This is a genomic window from Tahibacter caeni (genome assembly GCF_024609805.1).
Classification (GTDB): Bacteria; Pseudomonadota; Gammaproteobacteria; order Xanthomonadales; family Rhodanobacteraceae; genus Tahibacter; species Tahibacter caeni.
This window is the reverse complement of record NZ_JANFVR010000135.1, coordinates 1-12,277: the sequence shown is the minus strand read 5'-3', so window position 1 is coordinate 12,277 and position 12,277 is coordinate 1. Positions and strand designations below refer to the sequence as shown.

General features: G+C 71.0%; 15 protein-coding genes and 1 pseudogene. 7 read left to right on the top strand and 9 right to left on the bottom strand.

Annotated elements, in window-relative coordinates; genetic code table 11:
* The 4 genes and pseudogenes from NON22_RS12945 to NON22_RS25000 form a co-directional block, all read right to left on the bottom strand.
* Positions 1 to 427, bottom strand: a 427-nt coding sequence (locus tag NON22_RS12945) for an ACP S-malonyltransferase (protein ID WP_257387356.1), incomplete at its 3' end; no start/stop codon positions are given.
* A 298-nt stretch (positions 428 to 725) separates the two neighbouring features.
* Positions 726 to 1,697: a beta-ketoacyl-ACP synthase III gene (locus NON22_RS12940; protein ID WP_306673803.1), complete on the bottom strand. Its 972-nt coding sequence runs from the start codon at positions 1,695 to 1,697 to the stop codon at positions 726 to 728.
* A 129-nt stretch (positions 1,698 to 1,826) separates the two neighbouring features.
* Entirely contained in the window at positions 1,827 to 2,021 is a 195-nt protein-coding gene (gene rpmF / locus NON22_RS12935) for a 50S ribosomal protein L32 (RefSeq protein ID WP_257387355.1), read from the bottom strand.
* Positions 2,022 to 2,132: 111 nt separating this feature from the next.
* A pseudogene (locus tag NON22_RS25000) lies at positions 2,133 to 2,402 on the bottom strand (YceD family protein); the annotation flags it as partial.
* A 363-nt stretch (positions 2,403 to 2,765) separates the two neighbouring features.
* Here NON22_RS25000 and NON22_RS12925 point away from each other — a divergent pair.
* Together NON22_RS12925 and NON22_RS12920 are read left to right on the top strand one after the other, a co-directional pair.
* On the top strand, positions 2,766 to 3,191 hold the full coding sequence (locus NON22_RS12925; RefSeq protein ID WP_257387353.1) for a hypothetical protein: 426 nt from the start codon (positions 2,766 to 2,768) through the stop codon (positions 3,189 to 3,191).
* A complete protein-coding gene (locus NON22_RS12920) occupies positions 3,188 to 3,808 on the top strand; it encodes a Maf family protein (protein ID WP_257387352.1) in 621 nt (206 codons plus the stop codon). Before NON22_RS12925 ends, NON22_RS12920 begins: the two co-directional genes overlap by 4 nt.
* A 21-nt stretch (positions 3,809 to 3,829) precedes the next feature.
* On the opposite strand, the gene NON22_RS12915 is transcribed toward NON22_RS12920, so the two are convergent.
* On the bottom strand, positions 3,830 to 5,407 hold the full coding sequence (locus tag NON22_RS12915; RefSeq protein ID WP_257387351.1) for a glycosyltransferase family 39 protein: 1,578 nt from the start codon (positions 5,405 to 5,407) through the stop codon (positions 3,830 to 3,832).
* Between the two features lie 24 nt (positions 5,408 to 5,431).
* On the opposite strand from NON22_RS12915, the gene NON22_RS12910 reads away from it, so the two are divergent.
* From NON22_RS12910 to NON22_RS12895, 4 genes are all read left to right on the top strand, one after another.
* Entirely contained in the window at positions 5,432 to 6,391 is a 960-nt protein-coding gene (locus tag NON22_RS12910; protein WP_257387350.1) for an AAA family ATPase, read from the top strand.
* Positions 6,388 to 7,359, top strand: a complete 972-nt coding sequence (locus NON22_RS12905; RefSeq protein ID WP_257387349.1) for a DUF58 domain-containing protein — start codon at positions 6,388 to 6,390, stop codon at positions 7,357 to 7,359. Before NON22_RS12910 ends, NON22_RS12905 begins: the two co-directional genes overlap by 4 nt.
* Positions 7,360 to 7,361: 2 nt before the next feature.
* Positions 7,362 to 9,329 carry a transglutaminase TgpA family protein gene (locus NON22_RS12900; RefSeq protein WP_257387348.1) on the top strand — a complete coding sequence of 656 codons (1,968 nt, stop codon included), beginning with the start codon at positions 7,362 to 7,364 and terminating at the stop codon, positions 9,327 to 9,329.
* A 77-nt stretch (positions 9,330 to 9,406) separates the two neighbouring features.
* Entirely contained in the window at positions 9,407 to 9,955 is a 549-nt protein-coding gene (locus tag NON22_RS12895) for a Slp family lipoprotein (RefSeq protein WP_257387347.1), read from the top strand.
* Between the two features lie 60 nt (positions 9,956 to 10,015).
* On the opposite strand, the gene NON22_RS12890 is transcribed toward NON22_RS12895, so the two are convergent.
* The 4 genes from NON22_RS12890 to NON22_RS12875 all read right to left on the bottom strand — a co-directional run bounded on the left by NON22_RS12890 (position 10,016) and on the right by NON22_RS12875 (position 12,059).
* Positions 10,016 to 10,360 (bottom strand): histidine triad nucleotide-binding protein, encoded by a 345-nt coding sequence (locus tag NON22_RS12890; protein ID WP_257387346.1) that lies wholly within the window; start codon positions 10,358 to 10,360, stop codon positions 10,016 to 10,018.
* An 8-nt stretch (positions 10,361 to 10,368) separates the two neighbouring features.
* The gene (gene recR, locus NON22_RS12885; protein WP_257387345.1) at positions 10,369 to 10,971 is read right to left on the bottom strand and encodes a recombination mediator RecR; all 603 of its coding nucleotides are present in this window, start codon (positions 10,969 to 10,971) and stop codon (positions 10,369 to 10,371) included.
* 164 nt (positions 10,972 to 11,135) lie between these two features.
* Positions 11,136 to 11,459: a YbaB/EbfC family nucleoid-associated protein gene (locus tag NON22_RS12880; protein ID WP_257387344.1), complete on the bottom strand. Its 324-nt coding sequence runs from the start codon at positions 11,457 to 11,459 to the stop codon at positions 11,136 to 11,138.
* Positions 11,460 to 11,531: 72 nt separating this feature from the next.
* Positions 11,532 to 12,059 carry a DNA polymerase III subunit gamma/tau C-terminal domain-containing protein gene (locus tag NON22_RS12875; protein ID WP_257387343.1) on the bottom strand — a complete coding sequence of 176 codons (528 nt, stop codon included), beginning with the start codon at positions 12,057 to 12,059 and terminating at the stop codon, positions 11,532 to 11,534.
* Here NON22_RS12875 and NON22_RS12870 point away from each other — a divergent pair.
* Positions 12,058 to 12,277: hypothetical protein (locus tag NON22_RS12870; RefSeq protein ID WP_257387342.1), on the top strand; the 220-nt coding region annotated here is incomplete at its 3' end. The two genes, NON22_RS12875 and NON22_RS12870, sit on opposite strands and share 2 nt — an antisense overlap.

Here is a 12,277-nt window from a genome sequence, read left to right as displayed (position 1 = left end):
CGTCGTCGCCGCCGAGGATCGCGGCCATCGCGCCGACGCCGGCCGGCACGGCGGCCTGCATGAGCCGGCCGCGTTCGGCCACGAGCGCCGCGGCGTCGCCGAGCGGCAGCGCGCCGGCGGCGACCAGCGCCGAGTACTCGCCGAGGCTGTGGCCGGACAGCTGCGCCGGCAGCGCGCCGCCCTGCTCGCGCCAGACGCGCCAGACCGCGACCGACCCCGCGAGCAGCGCCGGCTGCGTGTTCTCGGTGCGGTTGAGCTGGTCCTCGGGTCCCTGCTGCGCGAGGGCCCAGAGGTCCACGCCGGCGCCGGCCGAGGCTTCGTCGAAGGTCTGGCGGACGAGGCCGTGCGCGGCGGCGAGCTCGGCCAGCATGCCGACCGACTGCGAGCCCTGGCCCGGGAACACGAAAGCGAGATGAGATGAAGTCATGGCGTACACGCGAGCAAGATGGAAAGGCAAAGCGGACTGCGGACGGAGCCAGGATCACGGGTAGCGGCGCTACCGGATCGCATTCCGCGCCCGTGAACCGCGCGATTGTGGCGACCGCTCGCCGCGCAGGAAAGCCGCGGCACGTCAGCGGCTCTCAAGGAGCTCCTGAACAAGTCGGAATTCGACCTTGCTCGTCGTCCCCTCTCGATGCCGGACGGTTGCAGAGCAAGCGTTCGGCGCGATCGTGGGGGACTACAGGGTCCGGGAGCCGCACTGCCGACGCCTGCTCGGAATCTTCTCAGTAGCGGACCAGGGCCGAGCCCCAGGTGAAGCCGCCGCCGAACGCTTCCATCAGCAGCAGCTGGCCGCGCTGCACGCGGCCCGAGCGCACCGCGTGGTCGAGCGCGAGCGGCACCGAGCCCGACGATGTGTTGCCATGCTTGTCCACCGTGACGATGACGCGGTCCATCGGCATTTCCAGCCGCTTGGCCGTTGCCTGAATGATGCGCAGGTTGGCCTGGTGCGGGATCAGCCAGTCGATGGCGGACTTGTCGAGGCCGTTGGCCGTCAGCGTTTCCTCGACGACGGCGTCGAGCGTCTTGACCGCGACCTTGAACACTTCGTTGCCGGTCATCAGCACGCGCACGCCGGCATTCTTTTCCTCGGGCTTGAAGCCCGCGGACACGCCGACCGGATTCCACAGCAGTTCCTTGTAGGCGCCGTCGGCATGCAGGTGCGTGGAGATGACGCCGGGCTCCGTGTCGGCGGTCAGCACGACGGCGCCGGCGCCGTCGCCGAACAGCACGCAGGTCGCGCGGTCGCTCCAGTCCAGCATGCGCGTCAACGTTTCGGCGCCGACGACGAGGGCTTTCTTGACGGCGCCCGAGCGGATGAACTTGTCCGCCACGCCGAGCGCATACAGGAAGCCCGAGCAGGCCGCGTTGACGTCGAACGCGGCACAACCGTTCGCGCCGAGGCGATGCTGCAGCAGGCAGGCGGTGGACGGGAAAATGAGGTCGGGCGTGGTCGTGCCGACGACGATGAGCTCGATCTCGGCGATGTCGACGCCGGCGGCGTCGAGGGCAGCGCGCGCGGCGCGCTCGGCCAGATCGGACGTGGTCTGGCCTTCCGCGGCGACGTGGCGCTGGCGGATGCCGGTGCGGCTGTGGATCCATTCGTCGGAGGTGTCGACGAGTTTTTCCAGATCCGCGTTGGTCAGGATCTTCTCCGGCAGATAGCTGCCGGTGCCTGCGATACGGGAATGAATCAGAGCGGCTTCCCCCTGAATCGATGCGCTGCGCGCCCCGGGCGGGATTCGCGCAGCCTACAAACGAATTCCGGCGCCTGCGCGCCGGAATTGCGTGTCGACTGGTTCGGGCCGGCTGGCGGCCCGACGGTATCAGTCTTCGGTGTGGACCGGGGTCTTGCTCGGGATCACCTGGCGGCCGCGGTAGTAGCCGTCCTTGGTGATGTGGTGGCGGACGTGGACTTCGCCCGTAGTCGGGTCGGTCGCCAGCTGCTTGGCCGACAGCGCATCGTGGGAACGACGCATGCCGCGGGTCGACGGGGTCTTGCGGGATTTCTGCACTGCCATGGGAACTCTCCAAAAACGCCTGTGTTCGCTTGCCGTAAGCGGTGACGAACCAATCAGTTACGCGGCCTTCGCCGCACCTGCGCCAATTGCGTGGCGCCACCGCCGCTGCTTCTATCCTTTCTTCAGACTGCTCAGCGCGGCGAACGGGTTCGGCCGCTGCGGTTCTTCAGTCTGGTCCGGATCGGTGGACCAGGTCTGGTCCGACTCCTCCAGGCCCGGTTTGACCGGAATCAAGGGCAAGGCCAGCAGCAACTCGTCCTCGATCACTTCCGCCGGCCTGAGCTCGGCCGATTCGAGCAACAAAGGCTCGTAACCGGGCGGCAGGCCTGCTTCATCTTCTTCCCGCACGATCAGGCCCAGACGGGTGTCGATGCGCACGGGCCATGCAAACGGTTCCAGCGTGCGCTGACAGGTCAGGATCAGTTCGGCCTGCGCCCGCAGGGCGAGGTAGGCAACGCCCAGCTCGTCCCGGTCGAATTCGATATCGTACGCGATCGTCCCGTCCGGCGCCGCCAGCGCCTCGCACAGGCGCGACAACTGGGCTACGGGCAGGCTGCCGTTGAACGATCGCCGCGCCGAAACCATGCGCCAAGCGTCGACTATCTCAGGGAAAGGCGCAGACATGGGCGCGCGATGGTAGTTTCGGCGCCCTGGGAAGTCAAACGAAACCTGCGCGGACTCCGCCACTTAGCCACGCCCGGCCGCGATTTACGCCCGCCCGGCCTTGGGGCAGACTGCGCGGCGATGAATTATCTGATCGCGTCCATCGCCCTGGTACTGGCCGGGCTGGCTTTCTATTTCCTGCGGGAGCGGCGCTGGCGCCGGCGCGAGCAGGCCCTGCGCAGTCTGCTCGACGAGGCCGACACCCTGGAAGCCAGCCTGATCGCCTGCCGCGAGCGCATGCAGAACCTGCGCGGCATGCTGGTCGACCTGCCCGAGGAAATGACCGGCGACGCCGACGAGGCACTGGCCGCCGACGACAAGGTCCAGGCCGCCCTGCGCGACCTGCTGCAGCACCGCCTCTGGATCCAGCAGCATGCGGCCGAAGCGCGGCAGGCCGAGCTGGACGTCGCCGTCGGCGCGCTGCGCCAGTCGCGCCGGTCCATGGAACGCCAGCTGCAGCACCTCGACGAGATCACCGCGGCGCTGCGCGAAGCCCAGGCGCGATGAGTGCGGACCTCGTCGTGGCGACGCTGTCCGACGTCGATCTCGTGCTCGGCTCGACCTCGCGCTACCGCGCCGGGCTCCTGCGCCGGCTGACGCCGCAGTTCCGCCAGGCCGCGCCGGACGTGGACGAGACGCGCGAGGCCGGCGAGACGCCGCGCGCGCTGGCCGAGCGGCTCGCCATGGCCAAGGCGCTGGCCGTCGCGCGGCGTCATCCCGGCGCGCTCGTGATCGGTTCGGACCAGGTCGCCGCGCTCGACGGCCAGACCCTGGGCAAGCCCGGCGACGCCGCGACGGCCTGTGCGCAGCTCGCCGCTTGCAGCGGCCGCCAAGTCGAATTCCACACCGCGCTCTGCCTCGCCGACGCGCGTGATCCGGCTGCGCTGCGCGTCCACGCCGAAACCGACCTGACCACCGTGCAGTTCCGCGTCCTCGACGAGGCAGAGATCGCACGCTACGTCGAGCGCGAGCGGCCGCTCGACTGCGCCGGCAGCTTCAAGTCCGAAGGCCTCGGCATCGCGCTGTTCGAGCGCGTGACCAGCGACGACCCGAGCGCGCTGATCGGCCTACCGATGATCGCGCTGTGCCGGCTGCTGCGCCGCGCCGGCGTCGCGGTGCTCTGACCTCGTCCGTCGCAGACCCGCTCAGCCGCCGGCTGTCGCACAGCCAACGGTCTCACCGGGCGCCGGCACGCGGCCGCGATACCACGCGAACACCTTACGTCCGCCGAACAGCGCGAGCTCGTCCAGCGGCTGCAGATCGGCGATGCGCCGGCACAGCGACTGCTGCCAGGCCGCGCGCTCGCGTTCGCTGCCGCTGGTGCGCTCGACCACGAGCAGCACGGCGCGGCCGGACTCGCGCCCGCGCAGGCCGCGCTCGTCGCGCGCCCAGAGCGCGAGCTGCGGCGCACGACCGTGCTTGACGTTGCGCGGGCTGTCCAGCGAATAGACCGTCCGCGCGCCGTCGAGCTGGAAATCGAGCTCGGCGCCGAGCAGGAAATTGTCGGCCACGAGCACCGGCACCGCGGCGGCTTCGGACTGCAGCCAGTGCCGCGTGCGCGCCGCGGCCTCGTCCCAGCCGACGAAGTTGTACGGAAACGCCTTGTGGGCCGCGAGCCGCTGCGCGAGCGCCGGCTGCGCCGCGGCCGCGAGGTAGGCGTAGGCGGCCAGGCTGCCGGCGGCGGCGAGCGCATAGGCCGCCAGCCGCAGGTGCCGCGCGCCCTGCCCTTGCGCCGCGAGCGGACCGAGCGCGAGCAGCGCCGCGAGGTAGGCCGGCAGCGGCCAGTGCAGGCGGAAGCGCAGGTCGTCGCCGAACAGGCCGAACACGAAATAGCCGACGACGACGGCGAAACCGGCCCAGGCCAGCACCGCCGCGGTCGCGGATGCGCGGCGCGCGCGCCAGCTGCGCCAGAGCGCCCAGAGCAGCAGGCCGTAGAGCAGCGGCGTGACGACCACGGCCTGCTCGAGCGGCTGCAGCAGTGCATCCGCATGAAAGGTCCACGGATGCCGCTCGACGAGCTGGAAGCTCAGGCCCGACCACTGGTGCGAGCGGTTGAACAGCAGCAGCGGCACCAGGCCGAGCAGTCCCGCGCCGAGCGCGAGCCAGAATCCGGGCCGGCGCCAGAGCCGGCGCGCGGCCGGACTGGCCAGCAGCAGGCCCAGGCCGCCCGGCAGCAGCATCGCCGCGCGATAGTGCGACAGCCAGGCCAGCGCGAGCCCGCCGCCGAGCCAGACCCAGCCCCGCGCGCAGTTCCGCTCGGCCTGCACGGCGCGCAGCAGTCCGGCGAGCATCAGCAGCGCGGCCAGCGTCAGCGGCACGTCGGGCAAGGCCATGACGCCGAGGCTGCCGCCGAGCGGCAGCAGCAGCCAGCCGCTCGCGCTCCAGCAAGCCGCGCGCGCATCGGCGAGCCGGCGCGCCTCGCGCCAGAGCAGCAGCGGAACCGCCGCGCCGAGCAGCAGGAACAGGCTGCGCATGCCGAGCGGCGAATGGCCGAACAGCGCCTCGCCCGCGCGGATCAGCAGCGCCGTCGCCGGCGGCACGTCGGTGTACGACCAGGCCGGCGTGCGGCTTTCCTGCCAGTAGAACGCCTCGTCGCCGAACGGCGCCAAGGTCGCGGCGATGCAGACCTTGATTATCTGCGTCGCGAACCACAGCAGACCGAACACGGTCAGTGCGTATCGCGTCGATATCGCTTCGCTGGCTACACTCGCTTCACGATGCACTGCGCATCCTCATCCGGCCGACACATGACTGCAATCACGCCCGATTCTCCGCTGGTCCTGCCTTCCGAACTGCGCACGCGCCTCGACCGCGCCGTTGCCCAGGTCAACAGTGTCGTGCTGGGCAAGGCGGGCCAGGTGAATCACGCCTTCGTCAGTCTGATCGCCGGCGGGCATCTGCTGATCGAGGACCTGCCCGGCGTCGGCAAGACCACGCTGGCGCATGCGCTGGCCGCGACTCTGGACCTGAGTTTCCAGCGCGTGCAGTTCACCAGCGACTTGCTGCCGTCGGACATTATCGGCGTCAGCATCTTCGAGCGCGACGGTCAGCGCTTCGAATTCCATCCGGGACCGCTGTTCGCGCAGCTCGTGCTGGCCGACGAGATCAATCGCGCGACGCCGAAGACGCAGAGCGCGCTGCTCGAAGCCATGGCCGAGCAGCAGGTCACTGTCGACGGCCGCACGCATGCGTTGCCGGCGCCGTTCTTCGTCGTGGCGACGCAGAACCCGCTCGACCTGGCCGGCACCTATCCGCTGCCGGATTCGCAGCTCGACCGTTTCATGCTGCGCATCAGCCTCGACTACCCGAGCCGCGAGGCCGAGCGCGAGCTGCTGACTTCGACGAACCGGCAGGAGCTCATCGCGACCCTGGCCGCCTGCATGAACGCGGCCGACATCCAGGCGCTGCGCCAGTTCGTCGGCAACGTCGTCGCGAGTCCCGCGCTGATCGACTATCTGCAGGCGCTGATCGGCGCGACGCGCAGCCACGCCGACGTGCGCATAGGACTGTCGCCGCGTGCCGGCCTGGCGCTGCTCGCCGCGGCGCGCGCGCAGGCGCTGCTCCACGGCCGCGGCTACGTGCTGCCCGAGGACGTGCAGGCCGTGTTCGTGCCGGTCACCGCGCATCGCCTGACCCTGGGCGGCGGCGGCCAGCGCGACCGCGTCGCGGTCGCGCGCGAACTCCTGGCCGGCGTGGCCGTGCGTTGAGCGCCGCCGCCGCTCTGAATGCCGCGTGGTTGCGCCTGCAGGCCTGGGCCGAACAGCGGCTGCCGGCGCTGACGCGGCTGCGCGCCAAGGAGCCGCTGCCGATCCGGCTCGACCGGCGCCGCATCTACGTCGTGCCGACCTGGTTCGGCCTCGTGTTCGCGTCGATGCTGCTGATCATGAGCGTCGGCGCGCTGAACTATTACAACAACCCGGCGCTGCTGCTGACCGCCGTGCTCGGCTCGGTCAGCGTGCTCAGCATGCTGATCGCGTTCCGTACGCTCGACGGCGTCAGCCTCGAGCGCGTGCAGGCCGGCTCCTGCCATGCCGGCGATCCGCTGCCGCTGGAACTCGGCTTCGCCGCGAGCCCGCGCCGGCGCAACGGCCTGCGCGTGGAGATCGGCGACGTCGAGGCGGTGCTCGCGGCGCTGCCCGGCGAGCCGCTGCGGGCGACCCTGGCGTTGCCGACGCAGCGCCGCGGCCCGCTCGCGGTGCCGCGGATCTGTCTGTGGACGCGCTGGCCCTACGGCCTGTTCCGCGCCTGGAGCTGGCTCAATCCGCAGATCGAAGCGCTGGTCTATCCGCGCGCCGAGACCGAAGCCGTGCCGCTGCCGCAGTCCGGCCGCGAGGCGCAGCGCAGCGTGGTCCAGCCGCTGGGCGAGGATTTCGGCGCGCTGCGCGAATACCGCGCGCGCGATCCGCTCCGCTCGATTGCCTGGAAGGCCAGCGCGCGCCACGACCGGCTGCTCGTGCGAGAACCCGAGAACCTGATCGGCGAAGACTACGTGCTCGACTTCGACGCGCTGCCGGCGCTGGACCTCGAGGCGCGCATCGCGCGGCTGACGCGCTGGGTGCTCATGGCCGAGGAGCGCCGCGCGCGCTACACCTTGCTGCTGCCGGGGCAGCGCTTCGGTCCCGACATCGGCAGCGCGCACCGGCAGCGCTGCCTGCGCGCCCTGGCGCTGCTCTGACGATGCGGCTCGACCGGCGCCAGTTCGACCTCGCCGCACTGACCGTGCTCTGCGGCGTGCTGCTGCACGCGACGCATTTTCCGCTCTGGCTCAGCGTCGCCATGACCGGCGCGATCGCCGCACGCTGGCTGCAGCGCCGCCGGCGGCCGGACTGGGGCAAGCCGCCGGCCCTGCTGCGCCTGCCGCTGACCCTCGCACTGCCGATCATCGTCTGGCTGCAGTACGGCAACATCTTCGGCCTGGATCCCGGCAGCGTGTTCGCCGTCGGCATGCTCGTGCTCAAGCTCGGCGAAACCGAAACCCCGCGCGACGCGCGCGCGATCGCGACCTTCGCGAGCTTCGTGCTGATGACCGCGCTGCTGTTCGAGCAGGACATACTGACGACGATCTACGTCGGCCTCGGCGTGATCCCGCTGCTGTTGCTGCTGCGCGCGCTCGAGCCCGACGGCCGCGATCCGGCGCAGCCGGCCGCGCGTGCGCTGCTGCGCGAAGCACGCAGCGTGCTGCTGAACCTGCTCGCCGCGGTGCCGCTCGCGGTGCTCGTGTTCCTGTTCCTGCCGCGGCTGACCGCACCGCTCTGGGCCACGCAGAGCGTGCCGCAGGGCAAGACCGGCATCGGCGATTCCATGTCGCCGGGCAACATGAGCGACCTGTTCCTCGACGACCAGCCGGCGTTCCGCGTCAGCTTCGTCGCGCTCGCGCCGCCGCCGGCGGCCCAGCGCTACTGGCGCGGCGTCGTGCTCTGGCGCTACGACGGCCGCACCTGGTCGCGCGCCGGCGGCGGTCCGCTGGATCCCGGCCGGCAGGAGCTCCGCGCGCTGGGGCCCGAGGTGGTCTACGAGATCACCCAGGAACCGAGCCGGCAGCGCTGGCTGTTCGCTCTGGATCTGCCGACGATGGATGCCGTCGGCTATTCCCGCGACGAGGACTTCACCCTGGCCGCCGCGCGGCCGATCGACAAGCCGCTGCGCTACGCGCTGCGTTCGGCGCCGCGCTATGCGCTGGGCGGCCTCGATGTGCAGCAGCGCCGGCGCGCGCTGCGCCTGCCGGAAGGTTTCAATCCGCGCACGGTCGCGCTCGGCCGCGAGTGGGCGCAGCAGTACGGCGATCCGCAGCGCGTCGTACAGGCCGCGCTGGACCTGATCCGCGAGAACTTCCGCTACACCTTGTCGCCGCCGCCGCTCGGCCGTCACGCGATGGACGATTTCCTGTTCGAGACGCGCGCGGGCTACTGCGAGTATTTCGCCTCGGCCTTCGCCGTGCTCATGCGCGCGGCCGGCATACCGACGCGCGTCGTCATCGGCTATCAGGGCGGCTACTGGAACGAGACCGGCGAGTACATGGTCGTGCGCCAGTCCGACGCGCATGCCTGGAACGAGGTCTGGTTCGACGACCGCGGCTGGGTGCGCGTGGACCCGACGGCGGCCGTGAGCCCGGACCGCATCGAGATCGGCAGCGCCGCGAACGCGGCGTTCAACCGCTGGTACGGCAGCGAGTGGCTGCTCGCGCTGCGCAATCACTGGGACATCGCCAACCGCCTATGGACCCAGATCGTCGTGCAGTTCGACGAGCTCAGCCAGCGCGGCCTGCTGCGCAGCGTCGGCATCGAACAGGCCGACTGGCGCGAGCTCGGCATCGCGTTCGCGCTCGGCATGGGCGTGCTCGCCGCGCTCGGCCTCTGGTGGGCCGTGCGCCGCGCGCATGACGACGCCGACCGCGTCGATCGCGCCTATGCGCGGCTCTGCAACCGGCTGGGCCGCTACGGTTTCGCGCGCGCGCCGAGCGAAGGCCCGGCCGACTATCTGCGCCGCCTGCTGCAGCAGCGGCCGCAGGCGCGCGAGGCGCTGGAGCCGCTGTTCGCGCGCTACCTGCAGCTGCGCTACGCGCGAAACGACGTCGCCGACGCGGCCGCGCGCGAGTTCGCGCGCGCCGTGCGGCGGGCCGATCTCGGCGCGCTGCACGGATCCTGAATTCCACCGTCGTCAGGCCGCGACCACGCGCGGCGGTGTATCGTCGTGGCCGTAGACGTCCTGCCAGGAGTCCCGTCATGTCTACTGTTCGTCTGATCCTGCTGCCGGTCGCGCTGCTCGCGCTGGCCGGCTGCGCGACCGCGCCCAAGCCGCTGCAAGGCGACTTCGCCGCGACCGGCCCTGCCGACGCCGCCGCGACGTCCGCCGGGAAAGTTCGCTGGGGAGGCCAAATCATCCGCGTCGACAACGGCCGCGACCGTTCCTGTTTCGAAGTGCTCGCCAGGCCGCTCGACGCGAGCGCCCGGCCGCTGCGGCGCGACCGCAGCGAAGGCCGCTTCCTCGCCTGCCGCGCCGGCTTCTACGATCCGGCGGTTTTCGAGCCCGGCCGCGAGATCACCGTGACCGGCACGGTCAACGGCAGCGAAAGGCGCAAGGTCGGCGACTACGACTACGACTATCCGCGCGTCGACGCCGACGTGATCTATCTCTGGAACGAACCGCGCTACCTGCGCGCGGGCTATCCCGATCCGTGGTTCTACGGCCCTTACGGCTACGGCTGGGACCCGTTCTGGTATCGCACGCCGTTCCCGCCGGTCGTGATCGTGCATCCGCATCGCCGGCATTGACTGCCGCCGCAACATGGCGTCGGCGGAGGACGACCGCCGACGCTCCGCCGCGTCGCGCGCTCAGCCGAAGCCGCTGCGCAGCGGTGCGCCGGCTAGCAGATGCAGGTGCAGCTGGAACACGGTCTGGCCCGCGTGGCTGTTGCAGTTGATCACGCAGCGATAGCCGTTGTCGGCGAAACCCTGGCGCTTAGCATAGGCCGCCGCGGCGAGGAACAGCTTGCCGAGCAGTTCGGCCTGGTTCGGCTGCAGATCGTTCAAGGTCGCGATCGGCGCCTTCGGCACGAACAGCACGTGCACCGGCGCCTGCGGGCTGATGTCCTTGAACGCGATCAGGTCGTCGTCCTCGTAGACGATGTCGGCCGGAATCTCGCGGCGCAGGATCTTGCCGAAAATCGTGTCGTTCATGACGCTCCTCAGGTCAGGGTCTGGCGGCTGCCGAAGGCGTGAGCCAGGGTGCCGCGGTCGATGAATTCCAGTTCGCCGCCGAGCGGCACGCCGTGGGCGAGTCGCGTCGCGCGCACGCCGGCCTCGCGCGCGAGCTGCGACAGCAGATGGGCAGTGGCCTCGCCCTCGACGGTCGGGTTGGTCGCGACGATGAGCTCCTTGACCTCGCCGCTGCGCAGCCGCTCGGTCAGCTGGTCGAGACCGAGCTCGCGCGGGCCGAGCCCGTCGAGCGGGCTGAGCCGTCCGAGCAGCACGAAATACAGGCCGCGAAAGCCCGTCGCCGTCTCGACCGCGGCCTGATCCACCGGACTCTCCACGACGCAGAGCAGGCTCGCATCGCGCGCCGGATTGGCGCAGACGCTGCAGATCTCGGTTTCGCTGAAGCCGCGGCAGCGCCGGCAGTTGCCGATGCGCTCGACCGCCGCGGCCAGGCGCTCGGCCAACCGGCGCGCGCCGGCGCGGTCGCGCTCGAGAACGTGGAAGGCCATGCGTTGCGCGCTCTTGGCGCCGACCCCCGGCAGGCAGCGCAGGGCCTCGATGAGCTCGGCGAGCAACGGCGATGCGGCGCTCATGCGTCGGGCGACCTCCGGATCGGTCGGAACGTGCCGGCCTGTCTGCCGCCTGCGCGTGTCGCGCGGACGACCGGACCGCGGCCGCGCACGCATCCGGCGCGGTCGCGAATGCAGACGGACGAGCGCGGGTGCCGCAGCGCGGACACGTGACCGGTCCCTTCCCGTCAGAACGGCAGCGAGAAGCCTGGCGGCAGATTCATGCCGCCGGCGACGCCGGCCATGCGCGACTGGGTTTCGCTCGCGATCTTGTTGGCCGCATCGTTGAACGCCGCGGCAATGAGGTCCTCGGCCATTTCCGGATCGTCCTGCAGCAGCTTGCGGTCGACGTTGACGCGGCGCACTTCGTGGCGGCCGTTCATCGTCACGCTGACGAGGCCGCCGCCGGCGCTGCCGGTGACTTCGAGCTTGGCGATTTCTTCCTGCGCCTTCTTGAGGTTGTCCTGCATGCGCTGCGCTTGCTGCATGAGGTTGCCTAGGGGTCCACGCATGATTGGCTCCGGGAATGGGTATCCGAGTCGAGATGGTGTCTGCCGCGGCGCCGGCCAAGGCCGCCGCCGCGGTCAATGCGTCGTGTCGCCGGGACGCACCGAGTTCGGCACGATGCGCGCGCCGAATTCGCGCATCGCGGCCTGTACGAACGGATCGCGTTCCATGTCTTCTTCGGCCTGCTGCTGGCGCGCGCTGCGCGAGCGCGCGAGCTGTTCTGCCGGCGTATCCAGGCTGCCGCGCGCCTGCTCGAAATGGCAGCGCAGCGGCCGGCCCGCGGCCGCGGCGAGCTTGTCCTGCAGTTGCGTGACCATGGCCGGCGCGAGCACGTTGTAGTGCTCTGAGGCCAGCGCGAGCCGCAACACGTCGCCGTCGACGGCGACCAGCGCCGCATTGCGCGCGAGCTGTCCGACCGGACCGCGCAGGTCGGCGCGTTCGATCAGCGAGGCCCAGTCGCGCGGTTGCAGCGCAACGGGCGAATGCGCCGGCGCCGTGTCGACGATGGCCGGAGCTGCCGTACCGTTGTCGCGCGGCGTTTCGGTCGGACGTGCCGCCGCCGAGGCCGTCCCCGCCATGCCGGCAGCAGGCGCTGCAGCGGCCATGGCCGTCGATCCGCGCCGCGTCGAGGCGATGTCGAGCGCAGCGATCGCCGCGCGCGCCTGCGCCGCCGCATCGCCGGCTGGCGCGGCGACGGACTCATTGCGTCGGGTCACCGGCTCCGGCGTCGACGCCGCAGCGACGGCAGGCTCGTCGCGATACGCCGCCGGCACGTCCTCGCGCACGGATTGCATCCGCGCGCCGCCGGCCCCGGCATTACTGC

Coding starts and splice junctions, on each gene's coding strand:
- rpmF (WP_257387355.1), bottom strand. CDS start 2,021: ATGGCAGTGCAGAAATCCCGCAAGACCCCGTCGACCCGCGGCATGCGT.
- NON22_RS12925 (WP_257387353.1), top strand. CDS start 2,766: ATGAATTATCTGATCGCGTCCATCGCCCTGGTACTGGCCGGGCTGGCT.
- NON22_RS12920 (WP_257387352.1), top strand. CDS start 3,188: ATGAGTGCGGACCTCGTCGTGGCGACGCTGTCCGACGTCGATCTCGTG.
- NON22_RS12910 (WP_257387350.1), top strand. CDS start 5,432: ATGACTGCAATCACGCCCGATTCTCCGCTGGTCCTGCCTTCCGAACTG.
- NON22_RS12900 (WP_257387348.1), top strand. CDS start 7,362: ATGCGGCTCGACCGGCGCCAGTTCGACCTCGCCGCACTGACCGTGCTC.
- NON22_RS12895 (WP_257387347.1), top strand. CDS start 9,407: ATGTCTACTGTTCGTCTGATCCTGCTGCCGGTCGCGCTGCTCGCGCTG.
- NON22_RS12890 (WP_257387346.1), bottom strand. CDS start 10,360: ATGAACGACACGATTTTCGGCAAGATCCTGCGCCGCGAGATTCCGGCC.
- recR (WP_257387345.1), bottom strand. CDS start 10,971: ATGAGCGCCGCATCGCCGTTGCTCGCCGAGCTCATCGAGGCCCTGCGC.
- NON22_RS12880 (WP_257387344.1), bottom strand. CDS start 11,459: ATGCGTGGACCCCTAGGCAACCTCATGCAGCAAGCGCAGCGCATGCAG.
- NON22_RS12875 (WP_257387343.1), bottom strand. CDS start 12,059: ATGGCCGCTGCAGCGCCTGCTGCCGGCATGGCGGGGACGGCCTCGGCG.